Source organism: Steroidobacter flavus (assembly GCF_042651805.1).
Classification (GTDB): domain Bacteria; phylum Pseudomonadota; class Gammaproteobacteria; order Steroidobacterales; family Steroidobacteraceae; genus Steroidobacter; species Steroidobacter flavus.
Genome location: NZ_JBHSDU010000015.1, coordinates 2,560,398 through 2,584,267, shown reverse-complemented (window position 1 = coordinate 2,584,267; position 23,870 = coordinate 2,560,398). Strand labels below are relative to the sequence as shown.

Genomic DNA, 23,870 nt, shown 5'->3' with positions numbered 1-23,870 from the left:
GGATGGTCTCGATGGCCTGGTCCATCACCACGATCATGTCCGGTGCGTCGATGTCGGGCCGGCTGATCATGTAACGCCGCGAGTGATAATCTTGGGAAAGGACTTCGAGCCGATCACGCGCGAGTCTGTCATCGTTTGATTTTGCCGGGTCGCGCGAGCGCTGCAGTGATGATGCAATCCCGGGGAGCGATCGCAAAGTAAAAGTTCTTTAAAAATCAGGATGTTTATAAGGAATCGGTGGGTTCTCCGCATGGTTATGTGTTGTCCGGCCCGGGCCAGGAATGTAGCTCTCGCGAGCATGCGGGAAACGCGAGAGGGCGCGGGGGGGGGCGCGCGGACGGTGATCGCGGCGATGACGCTGTGGCCTCATTGAAGCTCCACGACTTTCGGATCGGCTATCGCTTCATCCACCGTGATTGCGGCGGTGACGCTGCGGCCTCATTGAAGCCATAGATTGATTTGCCCAATGCCCGAGTAACTATCGGTGATCGCGGCGGCCTCACTGAAGCCAAACCGGAGCGTTACGGAAACCTCGCCCGACTGAGTGATCGTGGCGATGACGCTGCGGCCTCATTGAAGCGAAACTGCAGTCACCATGTGTTTCCGGTTCTTTCCGGTGATCGCGGCGATGACGCCGCGACCTCATTGAAGCCAGAGCATCCAGCGTTATCGCTGTGGGCTCATTGAGTCTTACTCCATGCGGTTGATGTTCGCGCTGAGGCGGAGTAGTCAAACGGCTTGGTCGCTTTCGATCAGAAATCTACAGGGCAGTCGCCCAGCTCGCGATGGTCTTCGCGAGTTCTTCCATCACTTCGCGGTCGTTCCGGCCTGAGCGCGCCAGCACGTGAAAGGAATGATCCGCGCCGTCGATACGTTTCATCGTCGCGCCCGGGCCGAGCTTTTGCACGATCAGCTCGAGCAGCGTGAGATCTGGCAGGTCATCTCGCGTTCCCTGTAGGAATAGAATCGGGATCTTCACATCCGACAGATGCGTCGCACGTTCGGTGGACGGCTTCTTCGCCGGATGCAACGGGAAGCCCACGAACGCGAGCCCACGCACGTCAGGTAACGGCTTCGCCGCCTGAGCCTGCGAGGTCATTCGACCTCCGAACGACTTACCGCCAGCAATCAATGTCACGGCCGGCGCTTGCTTGCGTACTTCCTCCACTGCTGCGCGCACGGTTGCATGACAGAGGGCTGGCGGATCGGGGCGCTTCGAGTCGCTCTCCATGTAAGGAAAGTTATAGCGGAGCGTGCCGATCTGTCGCGCCTCAAGTGCGTTCGCGAGATCGGTCATGAACGCATGGGCCATTCCGGCGCCCGCGCCATGTCCCAGCACGTAACAGGTGCGTGCACTTGGCGGCAATTGCAGTAAAGCTGACACCCGTAGGCCGGTTTGACTTCTATGCTTAGTGGTGTCGCGGAGCTTGTCATGTCCGGCAGTATGAGCTTTCACGGCGCTGAATGGCAGATTGCGCTGGCGCAACTTGGGATCGTCGATCAGCTCGCTTCAGTGAGTGGCATCATCGCGCACCCGGGGCGCTCGCTAGATCGATGTGGAAGGTGAATCATGAAATCTCGCATTACGCTCATCACGCTCGGCGTCGACGATCTCGAACGCGCTGTGTTTTTTTACGGCCGCGGTCTCGGGCTCAAGACCGAAGGAATCGTCGGAAAAGAGTTTGAGTAGGCGCGGTAGCCTTCTTTGAATTGGAAAGCGGGCTGCGATTGGCGCTCTGGCCGCGTAAGAGTTTGTCACACGACTGTGGCCTGCCCGTCTCTGCACCCAGCCCGACCGATTTCTGTCTTGCTCACAATGTGAGTTCGAAGGCGGAGGTCGATGAGGTGATGGATGAGGTGCGGAACGCAGGTGCGACGATCGTCAAAGCCGCGTACGACACTTTCTACGGCGAGTACGCCGGATATTTTCAGGATCCGGACAAGCACCTGTGGGAGGTGGCTTGGAATCCGCAGATGTTGCCGAAGGAGTGAGCGAGTCCTTAATCAAGGATTCACTGGCATCGATAGGTGAGATCAGATCGTCCTGATGGGCGACGCCTCCCTTCAGCAGATTCCTGAATTTCGCCGTTATCATGAGTCGGGGCCATAGACTCATAGACACTCGTTTCTGCAGCAGCCGATACTGAGTGCGCAACTCAAAAGAGCGGCGCCCGAAGGTGCTACAACACCATCCGGGCGCCTGACCACAGCCAACTTAACGAGGAAGCTGACCATGGCTAGTGCCAAGTGTACGTTGCCCTCGCGCGGCGCAGATGCGCATATTCCTTCCCAGTCTTCCGAGGCGTCCGAATCGCGCCAGCTGAAGATCCGAGACTTCCGCCCCTACAAACGTTTGTTAGAGGGCAGCGAGCCCACGCCGATGCCGTCGCTGCATCTGCAGGGACGCTGGCTTGAGAATGCGGGATTTCCCATCGGCGCGCATGTGCGAGTGCGGGTGACTGCGCGGGGTTTGGTCGTGGAGTTGGTGGAGTGCAGTTCCGTCGTCGCCGAGTTACGCGGGCGGCGTTCGCGGCGCGCCCGCGCGGACATTTCGCAGGGCTGATCGATGCGATGGGAGTCGCCGCCTGCATGCGCGGAGGGCCCACGGGATATCGTCGTTTTGGCGCGCAGCTTTACATCCGACGTTGCCGGTAACGGGATGGTCTCGATGGTTTGGTCCTTCACCACGATCATGTCCTGTTCGTCGATGTCGGGCCGGCTGATCATATAAGGCCTGCGAGTGATAAGCTTGGCAAAGGACTTCGAGCCGATCAGTGCTCGAGCCTGTCATTCGTTTGATTTTGCCGGGTCGTGCGAGCGCTGTAGTACTGATGAAATTCCCGAGGAGCGCTCGCAAAGAAAAAGTTCTTTAAAAATCAGAATGTTTGTTGAGAATTGGCGGGTTCTCCGTGTGGTTATGTGTTGTCCGGTCCGGGCTAAGAAGGTAGCTTTCGCAAGCATGCGGGAAACGCGAGAGGTCGCGCAGGGTTGCGCATGTGCCGTGATCGCGGCGATGACGCCGCGACCTCATTGAAGCGTCAGCGTGCCGTCGATATCGCCGCGGACTCTGTTGTGATCGCGGCGATGACGCCCGCGACCTCATTGAAGCTTCCATCGTCCCCGGATAACGTCGCCCACCTCGATCGTGATCGCGGCGATAGTGCTGCGCCTCATTGAATTGCACTCGTGCCATGTGCTTGTTGAGCGGGCGCTGGCGGACGTTGCTGGTGTATTACTTGATTGATGGGAAGAAGCAGTTCGCACAGCTGCAAAGAGATAACCCGAAAGTTTCGCATCGCATCTTGACGCATGAATTGCGATGCGCTGGAAAGAGCAGGTGTCATCACGCGAACCGTCATGCCTGGAAAGATTGCGCACGTCGAGTACGAGCTGACCGAAGGCGGCCGCAAGCTGGTGTCGCTGATCAACGCATTGGGCGACTGGTACGAAGAGTTGCAGAATCAGCGCGAGCCGGCTCAAGCCGCAATTTGACAGTTGGCGTTGCCGCGGAAACGTCCAGAGCCACACAGGGGGCGCTCGGATTTTGGTGTCATCATGGCGCGATCGCCGCCATTTCATTGAAGCTTCTGCGGGTTCGATTGCAGGCGTGCTACCAGTCCGGGTCATCGCGGCGATCTCATTGAAGCGCCATGTCGCGCGAGTTGCGTCGGTGATGTAGCCGTCATTGAGGCGTGATCGTCGCGAACCCATTCAAGCTGCTCGACATCGCGGCCGCACCTACGCCCAACCTCATTGAAGCATCGATATCCTTTGTTCTTTTCTTTATGCGCGCAATTGTCATCGCCACGTGATCGCGGCGACCTCATTGAAGCTTGGCTCCGGATGCTTCCTATGGTCATCCCAGTGGGGCCGCGACCTCACAAAGCGTCATGAAGATGCCCGGCAAGACTGCGCACGAGCAGGTCTCGCGGCATAATCGCTGCGACTCATTGAAGTACGCCACTCAGATACTGGACGGCGGCGGCTCTGCCTTTGTCGTCGTGGCGTGATCGCCGGACCTCATTGAAGCACGATGGAGGGCAACATCACGGGCGCTACTGCTCCGATTTATCGCCGCACGGCGCCGCGGCCCGTTGAAGCATCGAGCCGGGCGCGGACAGCGCGGCGCTCGCGGACGGGTTATCGTGGCGTGATGCCGCGACCTCATTGAAGCCACACGGAAGAAGGTGTTGAGGGGCGAGTCAGTGTCGTTATCGCGGCGGATCGCCGCGACCTCATTGGGCGAAAAGGGTTACGGGTGCGTGGTATTGACGGGTGTGATCGCGGCGTTACGTCGCAACCTCATTGAAGCAAGAGCGCCAAGTTCGGCAAGGCTCCTGCGCACATACTTCCGTCGCATTGCCTGAAACTCTGAACGGCGCCGCGAAGCCGGCGAGGGTGGCGAACACGCTGCCGGTTCGCTGTTGGCACGCGAGGCAATGGCAGACGCCGACGCCGCTAGGGTCGCCATCGACTTCGATGCTCAGCTGACCGCAACAACACGACGCCTTCCGTGTAACCACGCATTACTCCTTACGTCCTCGCTTCATCCGTCCACCCGTCAGCAAGTCCTGCTCGAGCAACAGCGCCGTCGTGTAGCGAACGCCAAATCCTGTGAAGTCCGTCGGCACGTGCGCCAATCCGCCGGGCCGATTGCCTGCCGCGAGATCGATGTGAATCCACGGAATCTCCGCAGGCACGAACCGATTCAGGAAGCGCGCAGCCAGGATGTGATCGCCCTTGCTGTCCGGCGTGCACTGTAGGACATCGGCGATCGACGATTCGAGGTCGCTGTCGAAGTCCTCATCCATCGGGAACGGCCAGACACGTTCGCCGCTAGCGCGGCCAGCGGTTTCAATGGCGCCGTGCCATTCAGGTCGATTCGTGAACGCACCACAATAGCGCTCGGTCAGCGCTGTAACACACGCGCCAGTCAGTGTCGCGAAGTCGATGATCAAATCTGGCTTCTCGCGCGCAGCGATCGTGAGTGTATCGGCGAGCACCATGCGACCTTCGGCGTCGCTGTGCGCGACTTGGATCGTTGTGCCATTCGCTGCGCGCACGACTTCTTGCGGACGGAAGGCGTTCGGGCCGATCTGGTTTTCGGTGATGGCGAGCCAGCAATCGATGTCATACGGCACGTTCAGACGACTAAGCGCGAGCAAGGTGCCAACGGCGACGGCGCTGCCCTGCATGTCTTCGTGCATCTGATACATGCTTTTGTGGGGCTTTAAATTAATACCCCCCGTGTCAAAACAAATACCCTTGCCGACCAGGGCCAATTTCTTGCGATTGGCGTCGCCGCCTGCGCGATAGCGGAGCCGCACGATGCCTGCGTCGCGATGCTCGTTCGCGCGTGTTACCGCCAGAAATGCGCCGGCATTCAGCTTCTTCAGCGCCTTCTCGTCGAGGAATGAGAACGCCCAGCCTTCGCGTTTGGCGAGGTCACGCAACGCTTTTCGATAACTGGCCGTGTGCAAGACATTGGGCGGCAGCGTCGTCAGCCAGCGCGCCAGGTGATTGCCGCGATCGATCGCGATCGACAGGTCCGCGTCGATGTCCGGGCCATCGCCACTGAGCGTGAGCTGCGGCGGCTCTGGCGCCTTCGGAGTCTTCGACTTGATTACTGGCATCGGCGCGGTCGCGGCCAGTGCAGCAGCCGTGAGCGCTTCGAGCATCGCGGCGCTCTGCGTGGCATCGAGCCCTTGCGTCGAGAGCAGCACTTTCGCACCCGAAGCAGGCGCCAACTCCTTCCAAATACGGGTCGCGAGCGACAGGCGCTCGAACGCCGAACTTGAAGCTTTTGCAAGCGCCACCACCATCAGTGAAGCATCGGCTGCCAGTCGCGCACTGAGGATAGATACAGGTCCGCGTGCCTTGGCTTCGCGATACAGCCGTTGCCAGGCAGCCCCGTACGGGAGCTTGGTCAAGCGCTGCTCGGCCTGGTCCTTATCGACCACGACGATGCAGGCATCGTGTTTTTGTATTGAGCTTTCGCTCAGCGGCGCGTGTCGCTGAAAAATACGGATGTCGCGCTCTGCGGGAAGCAATTCCACCACGCTGAAGTCCCTACTGGTTCCTTGACCGAAAATTCTCAAACTCCGATGATACGCGGCCTACTTTTGCAGCACACCCGACATGTCCGAACCCTCCAGGTTTGATGATCTCGATCCCGAAGAAACCCGGGAATGGCTCGAATCGATTGACTCGGTGATCAAGGCGCAGGGCGCCGGCCGGGCGCACTTTCTGCTCGAAAGGTTGATCGATTTCACGCGCCGGAGCGGCGCGTACCTGCCGTTCAAGCCCAACACGGCCTATGTAAATACAATTTCACCCGGGCAGGAGCAGGAATACCCGGGCGATCGCAGCATCGAGCGGCGCATCGAGGCCTTCATCCGCTGGAACGCGATGGCCATGGTGGTGCACACCAATCGCCAGAGCTCCGAGTACGGCGGACACATCGCAAGTTATGCCTCCTCGGCGACCATGTACGAAGTGGGCTTCAACCACTTCTGGCGTGCGCCGTCGGAAAAGCACCCTGGTGACATGATCTACATCCAGGGCCACGTCGCGCCGGGCATCTACGCACGCGCCTATCTCGAAGGTCGCCTCTCCGAAGAGAACCTGCGTTACTTCCGTCAGGAAGTGGCCAGCCCGGAGAAGGGCCTGAGCTCGTATCCGCATCCGTGGCTGATGCCGGATTTCTGGCAGTTCCCGACCGTGTCCATGGGTCTCGGCCCGATGATGGCGATTTATCAGGCGCGCTTTCAGCGCTACCTCGAGAATCGCGGCGTGGTGCCGACGACGGACCGCAAGGTGTGGGCGTTCCTCGGTGACGGCGAGATGGACGAGCCCGAGTCGATGGGCGCGATCACCATGCCGGTGCGCGAGAAGCTCGACAATCTGGTGTTCGTCATCAACTGTAACTTGCAGCGCCTCGACGGTCCGGTGCGCGGCAACGGCAAGATCATTCAAGAGCTCGAAGCCGCTTTCCTCGGCGCGGGCTGGAACGTCGTCAAGGTCATCTGGGGCTCGCGTTGGGATCCGCTGCTCGCGAAGGACACCAACGGCCTGCTGCGCCGTGTGATGGAAGAGTGCGTCGACGGCGAGTATCAGAACTTCAAAGCCAAGGGCGGCGCTTACACGCGCGAAAACTTCTTCGGCAAATATCCTGAGCTGAAGGAGATGGTCGCCAACATGTCGGACGACGACATCTGGCGCTTGAACCGCGGTGGCCACGACTACAAGAAAGTCTGGAACGCCTACAACGCGGCTGTGAATCATAAGGGCGCGCCCACCGTCATCCTGTGCAAGACGGTCAAGGGCTTCATGATGGGCAAGTGGGGCGAGAGCCAGAACATCACCCACCAGCAGAAGAAGCTCGACGACGAAGCGCTGAAGGAATTCCGGAAGCGCGTGCACATCAACATTCCGGATGAGCAGCTCGCCAAGTCGCCGTTCCAGCGACTGCCGGAAGACAGCGAAGAAATGAAGTATCTGCGCGAGCGTCGCGAACGACTCGGCGGACCGCTGCCGCAGCGTCGCGCGAATGCGCCGTCCCTCACGATTCCTGCGCTCGAAACCTTCGATTCGCTGCTGCAGTCCTCGGGCGATCGTGAGTTCTCCACCACGATGGCGTTCGTGCGCATCCTGCAGATGCTGGTGAAGGATAAGAACATCGGCAAGAACGTCGTGCCGATCGTGCCGGACGAGGCGCGCACCTTCGGTATGGAAGGCATGTTCCGTCAGGTCGGCATCTATTCTTCGGCGGGTCAGCTGTACACGCCGCAGGACGCCGATCAGCTGATGTTCTACAAGGAAGACAAGAAGGGACAGATTCTCGAGGAAGGCATCAACGAAGGCGGCGCGCTCGCGTCGTTCATCGCGGCCGGTACCGCGTATGCCAACCACAACGTGAACATGATTCCGTTCTACATCTACTACTCGATGTTCGGATTCCAGCGCGTGGGCGACTTTATCTGGGCTGCGGGCGACAGTCAGGCTCGCGGCTTCTTGTTGGGCGGCACGGCCGGCCGCACGACGCTCGCAGGCGAGGGCTTGCAGCACCAGGACGGTCACAGCCATCTCGCGGCCAGCACGATTCCGAACTGCATTGGCTACGATCCGACGTTCGCGTACGAGCTCGCGGTCATCATCCAGGACGGCCTGCGCCGCATGTTTGCCGAGCAGGAAGATGTTTTCTATTACCTCTCGGTGATGAACGAGAACTACGCGCACCCGGCGATGCCGAAGGGCGCGGAGGAAGGCATTCTCAAAGGCATGTATCTGCTGCAGTCGGGTGGCAAAGGCAAGGTGCGTGTGAACCTGATGGGCTCCGGCACGATCCTGCGCGAAGTCATCAAGGCGGCCGAGATTCTCGAGAAGGATTACGGCGTGCCGGCCGACGTGTTCAGTGCGACCAGCTTCTCCGAGCTGCGTCGTGAAGCGTTGGATGTCGAGCGCAAGAACATGCTGCATCCGGATGCTCCGCAGGCGGTGCCGTATGTGCGGCAGGTGCTGGGCGATCGCACCGGCCCGTTCATCGCATCGACGGACTACATGCGCATCGTGCCCGATCAAATTCGTCAGTGGGTGCCCGGACGGTTCGTCGTGCTCGGCACCGACGGTTATGGTCGCAGCGACTCGCGCGCTGAGCTGCGCCGGCACTTCGAAGTGGACACCGCGCATATCGTGGTGGCCTCGCTCCGCGCGCTTGCGGATGAAGGCAAGCTCGACATGGCGACCGTCAAAGGCGCGATCAAGAAGTTCAACATCGATCCGGACAAACCGAATCCGGTCACGCAGTAAGGTCCGGTCATAAGCATGGCAACAGATATCAAAGTCCCGGACCTGGGCGACTTCAAGGACGTCGAAGTCATCGACGTGCTGGTGAAGCCAGGCGATGCGGTCGAAGTCGACACGCCGCTGATCTCAATCGAGACCGAAAAGGCGACCATGGATGTGCCGTCTCCGGCGGCTGGCGTGATTCAGTCGCTGGCGCTGAAGAAAGGCGACCTGGTTTCCAAGGGCAGCCTGATCGGTCAGATCGAAGCCAAAGGGGGCGCGGCTCCGGCTGCTGCTCCTGCCGGCGCGAAGAAGACGAGTGGTGCGGCTGAAGAGCCGGTGTCCACGCCGACGATCAGCAAGGAACAATCGGAGAAGAATGCTGGCGCACCGGCGAAGGCTGCGGCTCCGAGCGCTGAAGCTCCGAGCAAACCGGCTTCCGGCGGTGGTGCTGCCGCGGGCGGTGGCGAAGTTCGCGTGCCCGATCTCGGTGACTTCAAAGACGTGGAAGTGATCGACGTGCTCGTGAAGCCCGGTGATCGCATCGAAGTCGATACGCCGCTGCTGACGCTCGAGACCGAGAAGGCAACGATGGATGTTCCGTCCACCGCCGCCGGTGTGGTCAAGTCGCTCTCGTTGAAGAAGGGCGATCGAGTTTCTAAAGGGGCCTTGATCGGTCTGCTCGAAGGCGGCGCGGCTCCCGCTGCTGCCAAGGCTGCGCCGGAAGCGCCGAAGGCTGCGCCCGCAAAAGCGGCTGAGCCCGCTGCGGCTCCTGCGAAGAAAGAGCCGGCCCCTGCGCCAGCTGCCCCGAGCCCAGCGCCGGCGGCGACCAAAGTTTCTCCGCAGTTCGATGAAGCCGGATTTGCCAAAGCTTATGCGAGCCCGTCGGTTCGCAAGTTCGCTCGCGAGCTCGGCGCCGATCTGAGTCGGATGAAAGGCACCGGCCCGAAAGGTCGGATCACGCCCGAGGACGTCAAAGCGTTCGTCAAACAAGCGCTCACTTCGGGCGCCGGTGCGGGCGCAGGCGCTCCGGCCGGTGGCGGCGCGCTGCCGAAGATTCCGGACGTCGATTTCTCCAAGTTCGGCGAGATCGAGGTCAAGCCGCTCAGTCGTATTCAGAAGATTTCCGGTCCGCATCTGCAGGCCAGCTGGCTGAACATTCCGCACGTCTGGCAGATGGACGAAGCGGACATCACCGAGCTGGAAGAAACCCGCAAGAAGCTCAAAGGCGAAGCCGAGAAGCAGGGCATCAAGCTCACGCCGCTCGCGTTCGTCCTGCGTGCCTGCGTGAAGGCGCTGAAGGAATTCCCGACCGTCAACAGCTCGCTGGAGTCGTCGGGCAAGAATCTGATCCTGAAAAAGTTCATCAATCTGGGCTTCGCGGCGGATACGCCGGGCGGCTTGGTGGTGCCGGTCATCAAAGATGCCGACAAGAAGGACATCTATGAGATCGCTCGCGATCTCGCCGACCTGTCTGCGAAGGCCCGCGATGGCAAGCTGAAAATCACCGAGATGCAGGGCGCGACGTTTACGGTGTCGAGCCTCGGCGGCATCGGTGGTGTGGGCTTCACGCCCATCATCAATGCGCCGGAAGTGGCAATCCTCGGTGTCGCGAAGTCGAGCTTCAAGCCAGTTTATAAGGACGGCCAGTTCGTGCCGCGCCTGATGCTGCCGTTCACCCTTGCCTACGATCACCGCGTGGTCGACGGCGCCGCTGGCGTGCGCTTCACCACGTTCCTCGCGGAGAAGCTTGCTGATGTCCGTGGGCTCATCGAGGCTGTGCCGTGACCCAAGTTAACGTTCCCGATATCGGCGACTTCAAGAACGTCGAAGTCATCGATGTGCTGGTCAAGCCGGGCGATGAGATCGCGCTGGAAACTCCGCTCGTGACGCTCGAGACCGAGAAGGCGACGATGGATGTGCCGTCGTCCGCGGCGGGTGTCGTCAAGTCGGTCTCGATCAAGAAGGGCGACCGCGTTTCCAAAGGCAGCTTGATTCTCGAAGTCGAAGCGTCAGGCGCCGCCGCTGCGCCGGCTGAGAAGAAAGAAACAAAGGCTGCAACGCCCGCGCCCGCTGAGGAAGAAGACGTTCCGTTCACGGACACGATCGTTCGCGAGAAAGAGAAAGCCGCAGCCGCTGCCGCGCCAACTCCCGCGAAGGACACGTCGGGCGGCACGTACGATTTCGACATGGTCGTGCTGGGGGCCGGCCCTGGCGGTTACACCGCTGCGTTCCGCGCCGCCGATCTCGGTATGAAAGTCGCGCTGGTCGAGCGCTGGCCGCAACTCGGCGGCGTGTGTCTCAACGTCGGCTGCATTCCTTCGAAAGCCCTGCTGCACGCCGCGAAGGTGATCGAAGAAGCGCATGAGATGGAGAGCTTCGGCGTGACTTTCGGCAAGCCCCAGATCGATGCGGTCAAGCTGAAGGGCTGGAAGGAAAAGGTCGTCGGCAAGTTGACCGGCGGTCTCGGCATGCTCGCCAAGCAGCGCAAGGTTGAAGTCATTCGCGGCATCGGCAAGTTCGTGTCTCCGCATGAGATGCAGATTGCGAACACCGATATGACGCCGCTGTCCACGGTGTTGTCGAAGGGCGAGAACGCGCCGGGCGAAGGCGCACGCAAGATCACGTTCAAGAACTGCATCATCGCGGCGGGCTCCGAAGTCATTCGGTTGCCGGGCCTGCCTGACGATCCTCGCATCATCGATTCCACCGGCGCGCTCGAGCTGGATCTGCCGAAGCGCATGCTGGTCATTGGCGGCGGCATCATCGGCCTGGAAATGGCGACGGTGTACGACGCGCTGGGCACGAAGGTCAGCGTCGTCGAGCTCACCGACGGTCTCATCCCCGGGTGCGATCGCGACCTGGTGCGTCCGCTCGAGAAGCGCGTCAGCAAGCGCTACGAGAAGATCATGGTGAAGACCAAGGTCACCAAGGTCGAGGCGCTGAAGGAAGGCATTCGCGTCACGTTCGAGGGCGAGCAGGCCATCGAGCCACAGATCTACGACAAGGTGCTGGTCGCCGTCGGCCGCAGCCCGAACGGGAAGAAGATCGGTGCGGACGCGGCGGGCGTGGTCGTCAACGAGCGCGGCTTCATCCCTGTCGACAAACAGATGCGGACCAATGTTTCGCACATCTTCGCGATTGGCGACATCGCCGGTCAGCCCATGCTTGCTCACAAGGCGTCGCATGAAGGCAAGCTGGCCGCTGAAGTCGCGCACGGCGAGAAACGTTTCTTCGACGCGCGTGTGATTCCGTCGGTCGCTTACACCGATCCGGAGATCGCATGGGTCGGCGTGACGGAGACCGAAGCGAAGGCCAAAGGCATCACGTACGAGAAGGGCAGCTTCCCGTGGTCGGCGAACGCTCGTTCGCTCACACTCGGGCGTGACGACGGCTTGACCAAAGTGTTGTTCGATCCGGCGACTCACCGTGTCATCGGCGGCGGCATCGTCGGTCCGAACGCGGGCGATCTGATCTCTGAGATCGCGCTCGCCATCGAAATGAACACCGACGCTACCGATCTGGGCCTGACCATCCATCCGCATCCGACGCTCTCGGAAACGGTGATGTTCTCGGCCGAAGCGTACGAAGGCACGCTGACCGATCTGTACGTGCCGAAGAAGGCCGCGCGCCCCGCGCACTGATCGGTCGTCGACCGGTCATCCGTTAGAAATATTTGTGAAATGGCTTGTCCTCCGGACAAGCCTCCCTTGCTTGTGAGGAAATGACCGGGCTCATTTCTGCCGTTTGTCACTAATTCGTTTCATCACAGGCAGATAACTTAATACCAACCACGAACCCGTGGCAGGCGCAGGGTTAATGGATCAACCCTGACCGGTCCACAACAGTGGAAACCCCTTTTGCAACGCGCGCCCCGACCAGGATAAAAATATCGGCGGCGGTGCATAACAGGGTTCGGACAGACACGTCGCTTAGGGATTGCTCGTGATCGATCGCCGGAGTCATGGGGAAGTGAAGGTTGCATCATCATCAGAGCGTGCTGTCGACACGCGGGGTGAGCTCGCGGCTGCGAGCGCTGACGCCGAGCCCGTTGATCAGGGCAACACGCGCTTTGCCCAATGGTTCAAGGATTGGCGCAAGCCGGTCCGGCATTGGTTGTCCCGGCGCGCCGCCGTCCCGGCCGCCGAGCTGGACGATCTGGCCCAGGAAGTTTTTCTGCGCCTGCTCCGTTATAGCGAGAAGACTGCCGTCGAGAATCCGCTCGGCTATTTGCTGCGGATCGCCGGCAATGTCGCGAGCGAATGGCGTGAGCGCGCCCGGGTATCCAAGCCCCACGATCAGGAATGGCTCGAGGACCTGCTGATCGAGCCCGATCAGGAGCCCGAGAACTCACTTTGCAAAACTCGCACCGATGCCAGCGTGCAGGCGGCCGTCGATAAGCTGCCGTTCCGGCAGCGCCAGGTCCTGCTGTTACGAGTGAACGAAGGCCTGACCTACAAGCAGATCGCCGAACGGCTCAAGCTGTCACCGCGCGTCGTGCTTCGCGATCTGTCCCGCGCCTATAGTCAGCTGCGTACGCGGCTGAATCCGGAAGACCTCAAGTGAAGGAACCACACGAGGGCGAGGAGATGTCACCAGGAGCTGTGTCGGAACGAACGCGGATGGCGAGCCAGGAGGCTGCCTATTGGTATATCCGCTGCATGGATGAGCCGGTGATGAAGGCCAATGATCGAAGGCTGCTACTGAGGTGGCTGCGACGCTCTCCGGAGAATATCGCGGAATTCCTCCGGATCATTCAGATAGAAGGGTGCCACTTGCAGCATCCGTTGCTTGACGTGCTCAAAGAGGCAGAGCAGTCAAACGTCTACGACATCGGGACCCGCGAGCAAGTCTCGAACTACGAGTACAACCCCAGCCCCTCCGTCGCCGAGACCGTTAGAACCAAGCTGCCCGCAGCTTGGGCCTTCGCCGCGATGATTGCCGTGCTGGCCGTCGTGTTGGGCTTCGGCTTCGCCTTCCTGGAGAACTCGCCGAACCGCACAGTGACTACCGTCGCCAGTCAATGGCAGCACATGACCCTCGACGACGGCAGCACCGTCCACATGGACGCGCGCACCAAGGTGAAAATCGAATTCAGTGACGAGCGCCGCCTCGTCCACCTCCTCGAAGGGCGCGCGGTCTTCGAGGTCGCGAAGGACAAGGCCCGTCCATTCACTGTGCGAACTCACATCGTCGATGTCACCGCGGTCGGTACGCGCTTCGAGGTGGCGATCAATCCGGGTGTCACAACTACGGTTTCAGAAGGTGTGGTGAGAGTGACGCCGCATGGGAAGCTGGACGATGAGAAAACCATGAAGTTGCTGTACGCCGGCGAGGAGCTGCACGTGTTCAACAGTAACGCAGGCAAGGAAGAGCGTGCGTTTGGCGGTGGGGGCGGGTATGTCGATCTGTCCAAGATGGAAGCAATCAAGGTGGATGCGGAGCTTAAGCTCCAATGGACGAATGGCTGGTTGACGTTGTCGGGTGGCGAACCCATCGGCGACATCGTCGCCCAGTTCAACCGTCGCAACGCCATTCAAATCAAGCTCGAGAACGACGGCATCGCTACCACACCGCTGAAAGGCAACTACTACCGACTCCGTCTCGATAGTCCGGAAAGTTTCGTTAGGGTGCTTGAGAGCCAGGAGGGTATCGTCGTGATCAGAGATCGCGGGGATTTAGTGCGCCTGAAATTGGAATAACTAGCGGTGCTTTTTTGTCGATGGCGTTTGGCAAGGACGCTCGCCGCCGCGCTAACGATGGCGTGGGCTCAACTGACCGCAGCACAGAGCAGCTCGGTCAGCACGGAATACTCCCTCACCATCTCCAGCGGCCCGTTGGCCACGGCGATCGACCAGTTTTCCACCCAGACTGGTCTGCAGATGGCTACGGATCTGACTCCCGAACAACAACGACACCCCGTCGATGCCGTAACCGGGCGTTTCACAGCAGATGCGGCGCTCGATAAGTTGCTTGCTGGCACTGAGCTTACGCACGCCTGGCTGGATGACACGACTATCCGGATCTTCGTGGGCGTCGTGCGGCCCGCGGGGGAGGGCGGTCAGCGAGCTGTGCTGGTGACCGGTAGTCGCCTGAGAGGGGGCGAGAGCCCGGCGCCGGTGCGAATATACGGCCGCCAGCAGATTGATCGGTTCGGGGTCTCTTCGCTTCCCGGCCTGGCAACCTACTTTACTCAACAACCGTTTTCGTTCGGCGAATGGGCTCAGCGTAGCGCAGCTCAGCATTTTCAAATGCGCGGGCTGGGGGTGGATACCACGCTGGTGCTCATCAACGGTCGTAGAGTGCCTCCAAGTGCGACTAGTGTGAGTCTGAACGCCTTTGACCTGAACACGATCCCGATCACAGCAGTGGAGCGGATCGAGGTCATGTCTGATTCGGCTTCAGCGCTCTACGGCTCCGATGCCATCGGCGGCGTCGTTAACATCATTCTGAAGCAAGCTACGGCGCCGGAAATCTATGTCGAGTATGGCGGTGCGGCGGGCGGAGCCGACGAGCGGCGCGTCGCAGGTTCCATCGGTACGTCCCGAGAGCAATTCAGATCTTCGCTCACCGTGGATTACTTCGATCGCACCATGCTTATTGGAGCCGAGCGCGACCTGTGGCGGGACCAGGATTTCCGTCGCTTTGGAGGTAACGACTATCGCCTGACCACGGCGCCTCGCGCCAATATTTACTCGACCACTGGCTTACCGCTTCCTGGTTTGTCCACTTTGCAGGCATCGGTGCCCGTTGGGAGCACAGGCATCGGCCTCCAGGTGACGGACTTCCTGGGAACGGCGGGAGACGTGAGCCGCTACAGCGCCGAGCAAGTGCTGTCTATTGTTCCGGACGTCCGGCGATTGTCTGCCGTCGGTTCGGTTGAGCTATCGCTAAACGATAGCGCCGTTCTCTTTGGTGAAATGTTGGCGACCAGGAATGACATCGTAGCCCAGGGCTTCGTGTCGCCCATAGCTGGACAGATCGTGCCGGCCGAGAATCCATACAATCCGTTCGGCCAGCCTGTCAGAGTGAATTTTTCGCTGGCCGGGACGGAGCCCGCGTCTATACAGACCGATTCACAGACCACACGATTCGTTCTTGGTGCTCGTGGTGGACTGAATAGCTGGGACTGGGAAGTAGCGCTCAGCAACAGTGATGAAAAAGTTGACCTGGCGAGAGTCAACGAGGTGGACCTCGGTCGTGTTCAGGCAGCGCTACAGTCGACCGATCCGATGACCGCGCTGAATCCGTTTGCGGACGGCCCAGCCGGGAGCGATGCATTGTTGTCTTCACTGATGCGTGAGCCGCAAAAATCAGCTTTCTTCTCGCGTCAATTGCAGTTCTCTACATTCTTGCGCGGCTCGTTGTTCCGGTTGCCGGGGGGACTGAGCGAGGTTGTTGTTGGAGGGGAATTGCGGCGTGAAGAGGTAAGAACTGTCGATACCTCGACCATGGATCAAGAGCGCGACATCACTTCTGAATTCGCAGAAGTCAGGTTGCCGGTGCTAAAGCAGCTGTCATTCAAGCTGGCCTTGCGAGCAGATTTTTATGAGCGCGCCAAGGATTCGGTGAATCCGCAATACGGTCTCGTATGGCATCCGCGTCAAGGCTGGCTGGTGCGAGCAGCTTATGGCACGAGCTTTCGGCCGCCATCGTTGCTCGAGCTATCCTCGCAACGATCAGAGTTTCAGCTGCCAGTGGTTGATCCCCGACGTGGTGGCACGGTCTCCAATGTGGCGGTAACGTCGGGTGGCAATCCGGATCTTGAGAACGTTTCAGCTCACTCTTTCACCGGAGGTGTTGTATATCAGCCTGGAGAGGGGCCGGGGTTGCACGGTGGCGCCCATTACTGGCGAGTGGTGATGGACAGTCGCATTGTTGTGCCCCGTACCTCGGACGTGGGAAAGCTGGAAGGATTGGAGGGCCGCGTGACCCGCTATGATCCGTCAGTCAGTGATACCTTGGCTGGTTGGCCTGGCGCGATCAAATCGCTCGACGTTTCGCTACTCAATTATGGCCGTCTGGAGACCAGCGGCATCGATCTCGACGTGTCCTATCGGGTGGCAGGGCAGTGGGGACACTTGCGGACAGGGTTGTCAGCCACCTGGGTGGACAAGTACTCATTCCAGGATTTGAGCGTACTCAAGCCATTGGACCGGGTCGGCATCGCAAGTCAGCAAGGCACGATTCCGGAGTGGCGTCTGGTAGGTTCGCTGGAGTGGGAAGGCCGGGAGTGGGGCACATCTGCCACGGTAACTTATACACCCCGATATCGAGATTCAGACTTGACCGGCGTTCTTGCTCGGACTCTTCCATCCCGTACGATTGTGGATGTGCAAGCGTGGCTCGAGCTACACCGGCTATTTGACGCGGATTTGTTCAATGGTCTGCGATTGACCGCGGGCGCGTTGAATGCCTTCGATGAAGACGTGGATTTTGCCAACGTCGGCCTGACGCTTGGCTTTGACATGACGCAAGCCGATCTCAAGCAGAGATTTGCGTATTTGCGGGTAACCAAGAGTTTCTAGGTGGAGATTCCAAGAGGGCCCGTCGGTCCGAGCCCTCCCCGAGTGGATCTCTATTCGTCGAGCCCGAACCACGTATAGGTGCAGCAGCTGTCCAAGACGAGCTGAACCGCATTTGGCTGCTTCGTCTCCACCATGGCATCTCCCAAATCAATCATCTCAATCCCTTGAACTTCGTCTCTCGTCTCCTCGATCTTCTCTTTCATGACGGTTCCTTTAAGGATTTATGACGACCTCCTGCCCGTTGGTAAATAGCGCTTCCTAATAGTTAACAGCAATAAGGCCAGTTCCGGAGCTGAAAAATAATAGTTCACACCCTCGGAAAAGGGGGGTTAAGCTCAGTACCTGATCCGGTCCATGTGAGCAGAGACCCAAAGATCATTAGGACCTAGGTGCTTGGTTCGCCCTTGGTGGTTTGTAGTGGGCGTCATGGACGACGTCCGCTGCGAATCTGGGAACCGGGCACCGGCTAGACGCGGAGTAGAATTTGCAGCCCCTCAGGGAGGATGGGGCTGCAAGCTCCGGTGAACCCGTCTTGACGGTCGTGCAATTCACCTATTGCGTTCCCGAAGGCGACCGGCGCCCATGCGGACGTGTGCCGTATTTCTAGCGACCCTGCTTTGCTCGAGCGCCGCCTGGGCGGGGGCCGTTCCGTCTGAATTGGCGGAGCGCGACAGGATCTCGAAGTCGGTCCAGCGCGCATTCTTCCAGAGCTATTTCTCCCAGCTCGAGAGCACATCCAGCCGATATCGCGCGGAGCAAAGCAGAACGTCAAGTGGGCTGTGGCGGCTCACGTTGTTCTACGCTGGGCTGGTGAGCGCGCTTCACATAGAGACGGTTGGGAATCCTGCGGTGCCGTTCAAAGCGCTCGAGCAGCAGGTACGGCGATGGCAGCAGCAGTATCCAGAGTCACCGACGTCGCACATAGCGATGAGCGAGCTGTACCTCGAGCTTGCGTGGGCGTATCGCGGCAGTGGATCGGCTGCCACGGTCCGAAAAGAGGCCTGGGAGCCGTTCTACAAGAATGTCGCGTTGGCCAGGCAGAACCTCGAAGCTCACAAGGCGATCGCGGCCGTCGATCCTCGCTGGTATGAAGCCATGCTGATCGTGGCTCGCGCCCAGGGGTGGGGTCGCGATGAGTTCTATCGGTTACTCGAGGAGGCGCTGCAAAGAGAGCCGTGCTTCTATCAAACCTACTTTGCGGCGATCCAATACCTACTCCCGAAATGGCACGGTGACGCGCGAGAGATCGAAGCATTTGCGCGCTGGGCAGTAGATCGCACAGCGCAGCTGGAAGGCGAGGGCATGTATGCCAGGATCTATTGGTATGCGTCCCAGGCGCAATTCAGGCTCAAGCTCTTCGAGCGATCGGAAGTCGTGTGGCCCCGCATGAAGCAGGGATTCGACGATGTGGTCGCCAAGTATCCCGATACCTGGAATCTCAGCAACTACGCAAGATTCGCCTGCCTCGCCCGCGACAAGGAGACGACACGAGAGGTGATGGAAAGAATTCCGTCCGAGGCCCTGGCCGAGATATGGCAGCCGATTCAGGTGTGGCAAGGCTGCTGGGATTGGTCGCACGCGGGGCACTAGATCGGCGCCGAAGTATTTCGATCCCCGCGATGTTGAGGGCCGCGAGCCCGGTGTAAAGTCAACGCCCGCATATCCATCGCCCGCCGGGACTCCCTTGCTCAAACGCGGCCACGCGCTGCAGCTCAGCGCTTCCGATCTGGTGGGTTATCTCAACTGCCACCATCTAACGCACCTCGACGCGCAGGTGGCTGCCGGGTCGCTGGCGAAGCCTGCGGTTTGGGATCCGTCGTTGGAAGTGCTGTGGGAGCGCGGCGCCGCGCATGAGCGGGCGTATGTTGAGCACTTGCGTTTGCGTGGGCTCGGGATCGTTGAGATCGAAGGGATCGGCATCGCGCCGGAGCAGGTTGAGCAAACGATGGTGGCCATGCGGACGGGCGTGGAAGTCATCGTGCGGGGCGCGTTTCTGGAAGGACGGTGGAGCGGGCGAACGGACATTCTTCTTCGTGTGCCGAAGCCCAGCGCGCTCGGGGATTGGTCGTATGAGGTCGTCGATACCAAATTGGCCCGAGAGACGAAGGGTGGCACGGTATTGCAGCTGTGCCTGTACTCGGATTTGCTGGCGAGCGCGCAAGGGTGTGCGCCGGAGCACATGCATGTCGTCACGCCGGGCTGCGGGTTCGAGCCGGAGAGCTACAGAACGGCGGCCTTTGCGGCCTACTACCGCCAGGTGCGATCGGCGCTGGAGCGATCATTAGCGGCGGAAGGAGCCGCGCCCACCTATCCAAATCCCAAAGATCACTGTGACATCTGCCGCTGGCGGCGAGACTGCGATACGCGGCGGCGGCAGGACGATCATTTGTGCCTGGTCGCCGGCATCTCTGCGACGCAGATCGCGGAGCTATCCAGGCACAACGTCACAACACTGACGGGCTTGGCGCGGTTGCCACTGCCGCTGCCTTGGAAGCCCGAGCGCGGTCTTGCCCAATCGTTCGAGCGAAGTCGCGAGCAGGCGCGAGTTCAGTGGGAAGGAAGTCAGAGTGCGCGGGAAATTTATGAACCGTTGCCACTCGCGCCAAACGTGGGACTCCATCGGCTGCCGGAGCCGTCGCCGGGAGATATCTTCCTCGACCTGGAAGCGGACCCGTTCGTGGGCGAGGAAGGGCTGGAGTTTCTATTCGGCTATGTCACCACGGATACGAGCGGAGCGCGCAACTACGTCGCTGAGTGGGCGTTCTCGCGGGCCGAGGAGCGCCAGGCGTTCGAGCGCTTTGTCGATTTCGTCATGGCGCGATGGGCTCGATATCCAGGGCTCCACATCTATCACTACGCTCCGTATGAGCCGAGCGCGCTGAAGCGACTGATGGGGCGATATGCGACGCGCGAAGATGAGATCGATCGCATGTTGCGCGCGTCGTTGTTCGTCGATCTCTACACGATCGCGCGGCAGAGCATTCGCGCCAGCGTGGAGCGGTACTCGATCAAGAATCTCGAGCCCTTCTACGACTTCCACCGCGGCGTCCCGCTGGTCGAGGTGAGAAGTGCGTTGGCGAAGTTGCAGGCGCGCCTGGAGCTCGACGACGTGGCAGCCATTACGGCCGAGAGCAAGGACATCGTGCTTCGTTACAACCGCGACGATTGTCTCTCGGCGCAGCGGCTACGGGATTGGCTGGAGAAGATCAGAAGCGAAATGATCGCCAATGGCGCGGCAATCTCGCGCCCGAAGGCGGATGACCCCGAGCCGTCGCCTGAGCTGGACAAGCGGCAACGCGAAATCGCGGCGCTGGTGGAGCGACTTGCCGCTGAGGTGCCGGCGGATAAAGCGGAGCGCACAGTCGAGCAGCAGGCGCGCTGGATTCTTGCGCATTCGCTCGACTGGCATCGACGAGAACAGAAATCGTCGTGGTGGGAGTTCTATCGTCTCGCCGACCTGGCGGTGGACGATTTGCAGGACGAGCGCCATGGCATCTCGGGGTTGGTGTTTCGGGCGAGTGTCGGTGGCACGGCGCGAGCGCCGATTCATCGGTATCAGTTTCCGCCGCAAGAGTTGGAGCTGAGCGACGGCGACAGGCTGATTCTCAGTAAAGATCAGGAGTTGGGGACGGTCGCGGCGATCTCGGTCGAGAACGGCACGATCGATATCAAGAAACGCGGCGATACCAAAGATGTTCACCCGACGGCGGCGTTCGCGCACGACTTGGTACGCACGGGCGTGATGGCAGACGCATTGTCGCGCCTCGGGTCTCACGTCGCCGATAATGGCATCGCTGGCCTGGGTGCATATCAGGCAGCGAGAGATCTCTTGCTCAAAGTCCCGCCGCGTTTGGGCAACGACCCACTGCAGTTGGACGGCGAGTCAGCGAGCGACGCCGCGGTTCGCGTGGCGACGAAGCTGGTAAGCGGCGTTCTGCCGATTCAAGGGCCGCCGGGCGCGGGCAAGACGTTCACGGCGGCGCAGATGATCTGCGCGCTGGTGAAGGCGGGCAAGAAAGTCGGGGTGACGGCGAACAGTCACAAGGTCATTCGCAATCTGCTCGACAAGGTTGTCGAGCTGGCCGATCGAATGGATCTCGACGTGCAATGTTTGCAGAAGGTCGCCGATAAAACCGCCGACGTGCCGGCCATTCGCTTCGAAACGGACAATGAGAAAGCGCTCGCTGCGATTGGCGCGTCATGTCAGGTGCTGGCAGGAACGGCCTGGCTATGGTCGCGCGAGGATGCGTTCGAAGCCGTCGATACGTTGTTCGTGGATGAAGCTGCGCAAATGTCATTGGCCAACGTGTTGGCCGTGTCGCAAGCATGTCGAGCCCTGGTATTGCTCGGCGATCCACAGCAGTTGGAGCAGCCGATTCAAGGCAGTCATCCGGAAGGGACCGACGTGTCCGCGCTTGAGCACGTGCTCGGTGACGCCGCGACAATCGGCGAAGGGCAAGGGTTGTTCCTGGAAGAAACCTGGCGCTTACATCCCGACATCTGCTCGTTCACGTCCGAGCTTTTCTACGAGGGCAGATTGGCGTGTCGCGTCGCTCTCGGGCGGCAAGCAGTCACATCGCAAGGTCGCATTCATGGCACGGGCCTGCGATTCCTCCCGGTGATACACGAAGGCAATCAGAACTCAGCGCCGGAAGAAGCCGAGGCGATTCAGCGATTGGTCGAAGAAACATTGGCGGCCGATGCATCCTGGACCGATCGCGACGGCCACGTGCGGCCGATCACCATCGACGACATTCTGATCATCGCGCCATACAACGCACAGGTGTTCGGGATTCAACGGCGCTTGCCGCGCGCCCGTGTCGGCACCGTTGATAAGTTTCAGGGACAGGAAGCGGCTATCGTCATTTACTCCGTGACGACGTCCTCGCATGTTGATGCGCCACGCGGTATGGAGTTTCTGTATAGCTTGAATCGGCTCAACGTCGCGGTGTCCCGCGCGAAATGTGTATGCGTGCTGGTCGCGTCGCCGGCCATCTTCGAGCCCGCATGCACGACGCCGCGGCAGATGGAATTGGCCAACGCGTACTGTCGCTATCGAGAGCTGGCCAGTCTGCTTTAGACCTTTCGGTCAGTAATACCGTTGCCGGGCTTCTGGCATACATATATGTGTGCGCTTGCAGTTCCGGAGCACCTACCGTGCCCCGCCCCAGAGTTGGGCGACAATTGCTAATTTCTGATACAGATTAGATACTTATTCGAGCCGGCCGGGAGTCGCCGGCGGGACTGCGGCGCCAACCCTAATCTTTACGAACCAGGAGCGTCCCTTTGGATCTCAACAAACTGATGGCTCGCGCCAAGGCCATTCTGCTGGCCCCGAAAACCGAGTGGCCGGTGATCGCGGGCGAGCCGACCACGATGGCCGACCTCTACAAGGGTTATGTCATTCCGCTCGCCGCCATTCCGGCGATCTTCGGCTTCCTGCAGATGAGCGTGATCGGCATGTCGACGTTCTTCGGCGGCACGATCCGCATGGGCATCGGCTACGGGTTGACCCAGGCGGTGCTGACGTTCGTGATGGGGCTGGTGCTGGTGTACCTGGTGGGCTTGATCGTCGATGCGCTCGCGCCGACGTTCGGCGGCCAGAAAAATAACATCCAGGCGGTGAAGGTCGTTGCGTACTCGACCACGGCCGGTTGTGTGGCGTCCATCGCGGGCATCGTCCCGGGCCTGGGCATTCTGATCGGCATTGCGGGCGGCATCTACAGCATCTATCTGCTGTATCTCGGCTTGCCGACGATGATGAAGTGCCCGCAGGAGAAGGCGGCGGGCTATACCGCGGTCGTCGTCATCATTGCGATCGTGGTTGGCGTCATCGCTGGCGCGGTGATCGGCAGCGTCGTCGGTGTCGGCAGCATGATGAGCGGGTCGACTTACAGCTCGTCGAAAGGCGATGACGATGTGAAGTTCGATGAGGACAGCCCGCTCGGCAAGATGCAGAAGTGGGGCGAGGACATGGAAGCCGCCAACAAGAAGCTCGAAGAGGCGCAGAAGTCGGGCGACCAAGCCGCGCAGGAACAGGCTCTGAAGGCGGTGTTCGGTGCGGCGATGGCTGGCGGCGGTCAGCAGATCGAGTCGCTGGCGCCGGATCGCTTGAAGTCGTTCGTGCCGGATGAATTGGCAGGGCTGACCCGCTCGAGCATTTCCGCCGAGCGCAGTGGCGCGATGGGCTTGCAGGTGTCGACGGCCTCAGCCACGTATTCCAATGAGGCGGGCCGTGAAGTCCGGCTCGAGATCACCGACGCGGGCAATGCCAAAGGCCTGTTAGGCTTGGCCAGCTGGGCCGGGGTGGAAGGCGAAAAGGAAGAAAACGGTCGTTCCGAGAAAACTTTTCGCGAGGACGATCGTTTGATGCATCAGGAATGGGACAGCGGTGCGTCTCGCGGTCAGTACACGGTGGTTGTCGGCGATCGCTTCACAGTGAAGGTCGAAGGTGCCGCGGGCAGCGTGGGCGAGCTGCGTGACGCGGCGGAAGAGTTGAATCTGGATGGTCTCGCCGATTTGCGCACTGAAGGCGTCAAGAACTGACGCCGTCGAAAG

The 23,870-nt window shown here is 60.4% G+C and carries 14 protein-coding genes and 3 pseudogenes; 13 read left to right on the top strand and 4 right to left on the bottom strand.

Annotation, left to right across the window (positions count from 1 at the left end):
- Positions 1-760: 760 nt before the first annotated feature.
- Complete coding sequence (locus ACFPN2_RS38160) at positions 761-1,384, bottom strand: alpha/beta hydrolase family protein (RefSeq protein WP_380606544.1); 624 nt, start codon at positions 1,382-1,384, stop codon at positions 761-763.
- A gap of 186 nt (positions 1,385-1,570) precedes the next feature.
- Here ACFPN2_RS38160 and ACFPN2_RS38155 point away from each other — a divergent pair.
- The 4 genes and pseudogenes from ACFPN2_RS38155 to ACFPN2_RS38140 all read left to right on the top strand — a co-directional run bounded on the left by ACFPN2_RS38155 (position 1,571) and on the right by ACFPN2_RS38140 (position 3,492).
- A pseudogene (locus ACFPN2_RS38155) lies at positions 1,571-1,992 on the top strand (VOC family protein).
- A 241-nt stretch (positions 1,993-2,233) separates the two neighbouring features.
- Positions 2,234-2,563: a SymE family type I addiction module toxin gene (locus tag ACFPN2_RS38150; RefSeq protein ID WP_380606542.1), complete on the top strand. Its 330-nt coding sequence runs from the start codon at positions 2,234-2,236 to the stop codon at positions 2,561-2,563.
- 628 nt (positions 2,564-3,191) lie between these two features.
- Positions 3,192-3,266: pseudogene (locus ACFPN2_RS38145) on the top strand (winged helix-turn-helix transcriptional regulator); the annotation flags it as partial.
- A 91-nt stretch (positions 3,267-3,357) separates the two neighbouring features.
- Complete coding sequence (locus ACFPN2_RS38140; protein ID WP_380606540.1) at positions 3,358-3,492, top strand: winged helix-turn-helix transcriptional regulator; 135 nt, start codon at positions 3,358-3,360, stop codon at positions 3,490-3,492.
- A gap of 857 nt (positions 3,493-4,349) precedes the next feature.
- Here the strand turns inward: ACFPN2_RS38140 and ACFPN2_RS38135 are convergent.
- Both ACFPN2_RS38135 and ACFPN2_RS38130 read right to left on the bottom strand, forming a co-directional pair.
- Positions 4,350-4,523 (bottom strand): annotated as a pseudogene (locus tag ACFPN2_RS38135) (GFA family protein); the annotation flags it as partial.
- 3 nt (positions 4,524-4,526) lie between these two features.
- On the bottom strand, positions 4,527-6,059 hold the full coding sequence (locus ACFPN2_RS38130) for a M17 family metallopeptidase (protein WP_380606539.1): 1,533 nt from the start codon (positions 6,057-6,059) through the stop codon (positions 4,527-4,529).
- Positions 6,060-6,138: 79 nt separating this feature from the next.
- On the opposite strand from ACFPN2_RS38130, the gene aceE reads away from it, so the two are divergent.
- The 6 genes from aceE (at position 6,139) to ACFPN2_RS38100 (ending at position 17,312) form a co-directional block, all read left to right on the top strand.
- Positions 6,139-8,808, top strand: a complete 2,670-nt coding sequence (gene aceE, locus ACFPN2_RS38125; protein WP_380606537.1) for a pyruvate dehydrogenase (acetyl-transferring), homodimeric type — start codon at positions 6,139-6,141, stop codon at positions 8,806-8,808.
- 15 nt (positions 8,809-8,823) lie between these two features.
- Positions 8,824-10,572 carry a dihydrolipoyllysine-residue acetyltransferase gene (aceF, locus tag ACFPN2_RS38120; RefSeq protein WP_380606535.1) on the top strand — a complete coding sequence of 583 codons (1,749 nt, stop codon included), beginning with the start codon at positions 8,824-8,826 and terminating at the stop codon, positions 10,570-10,572.
- Positions 10,569-12,428 carry a dihydrolipoyl dehydrogenase gene (lpdA, locus tag ACFPN2_RS38115; RefSeq protein ID WP_380606533.1) on the top strand — a complete coding sequence of 620 codons (1,860 nt, stop codon included), beginning with the start codon at positions 10,569-10,571 and terminating at the stop codon, positions 12,426-12,428. Before aceF ends, lpdA begins: the two co-directional genes overlap by 4 nt.
- A 301-nt stretch (positions 12,429-12,729) precedes the next feature.
- Entirely contained in the window at positions 12,730-13,350 is a 621-nt protein-coding gene (locus ACFPN2_RS38110) for an RNA polymerase sigma factor (RefSeq protein WP_380606531.1), read from the top strand.
- Positions 13,351-13,406: 56 nt separating this feature from the next.
- The gene (locus ACFPN2_RS38105; protein WP_380606529.1) at positions 13,407-14,486 is read left to right on the top strand and encodes a FecR family protein; all 1,080 of its coding nucleotides are present in this window, start codon (positions 13,407-13,409) and stop codon (positions 14,484-14,486) included.
- A 27-nt stretch (positions 14,487-14,513) separates the two neighbouring features.
- Entirely contained in the window at positions 14,514-17,312 is a 2,799-nt protein-coding gene (locus ACFPN2_RS38100) for a TonB-dependent receptor domain-containing protein (protein WP_380606527.1), read from the top strand.
- Between the two features lie 50 nt (positions 17,313-17,362).
- Here the strand turns inward: ACFPN2_RS38100 and ACFPN2_RS38095 are convergent, their stop codons facing one another.
- Positions 17,363-17,515 (bottom strand): hypothetical protein, encoded by a 153-nt coding sequence (locus ACFPN2_RS38095; RefSeq protein WP_380606525.1) that lies wholly within the window; start codon positions 17,513-17,515, stop codon positions 17,363-17,365.
- 379 nt (positions 17,516-17,894) lie between these two features.
- Between ACFPN2_RS38095 and ACFPN2_RS38090 the strand changes: the two genes are divergently transcribed.
- From ACFPN2_RS38090 to ACFPN2_RS38080, 3 genes are all read left to right on the top strand, one after another.
- Positions 17,895-18,902, top strand: coding sequence for a DUF4034 domain-containing protein (locus tag ACFPN2_RS38090; protein ID WP_380606523.1), 1,008 nt, complete (start codon positions 17,895-17,897; stop codon positions 18,900-18,902).
- 94 nt (positions 18,903-18,996) lie between these two features.
- The gene (locus ACFPN2_RS38085; RefSeq protein ID WP_380606521.1) at positions 18,997-22,392 is read left to right on the top strand and encodes a TM0106 family RecB-like putative nuclease; all 3,396 of its coding nucleotides are present in this window, start codon (positions 18,997-18,999) and stop codon (positions 22,390-22,392) included.
- A gap of 206 nt (positions 22,393-22,598) precedes the next feature.
- Positions 22,599-23,858 (top strand): Yip1 family protein, encoded by a 1,260-nt coding sequence (locus ACFPN2_RS38080; RefSeq protein ID WP_380606520.1) that lies wholly within the window; start codon positions 22,599-22,601, stop codon positions 23,856-23,858.
- The last annotated feature ends 12 nt before the right edge of the window (positions 23,859-23,870 follow it).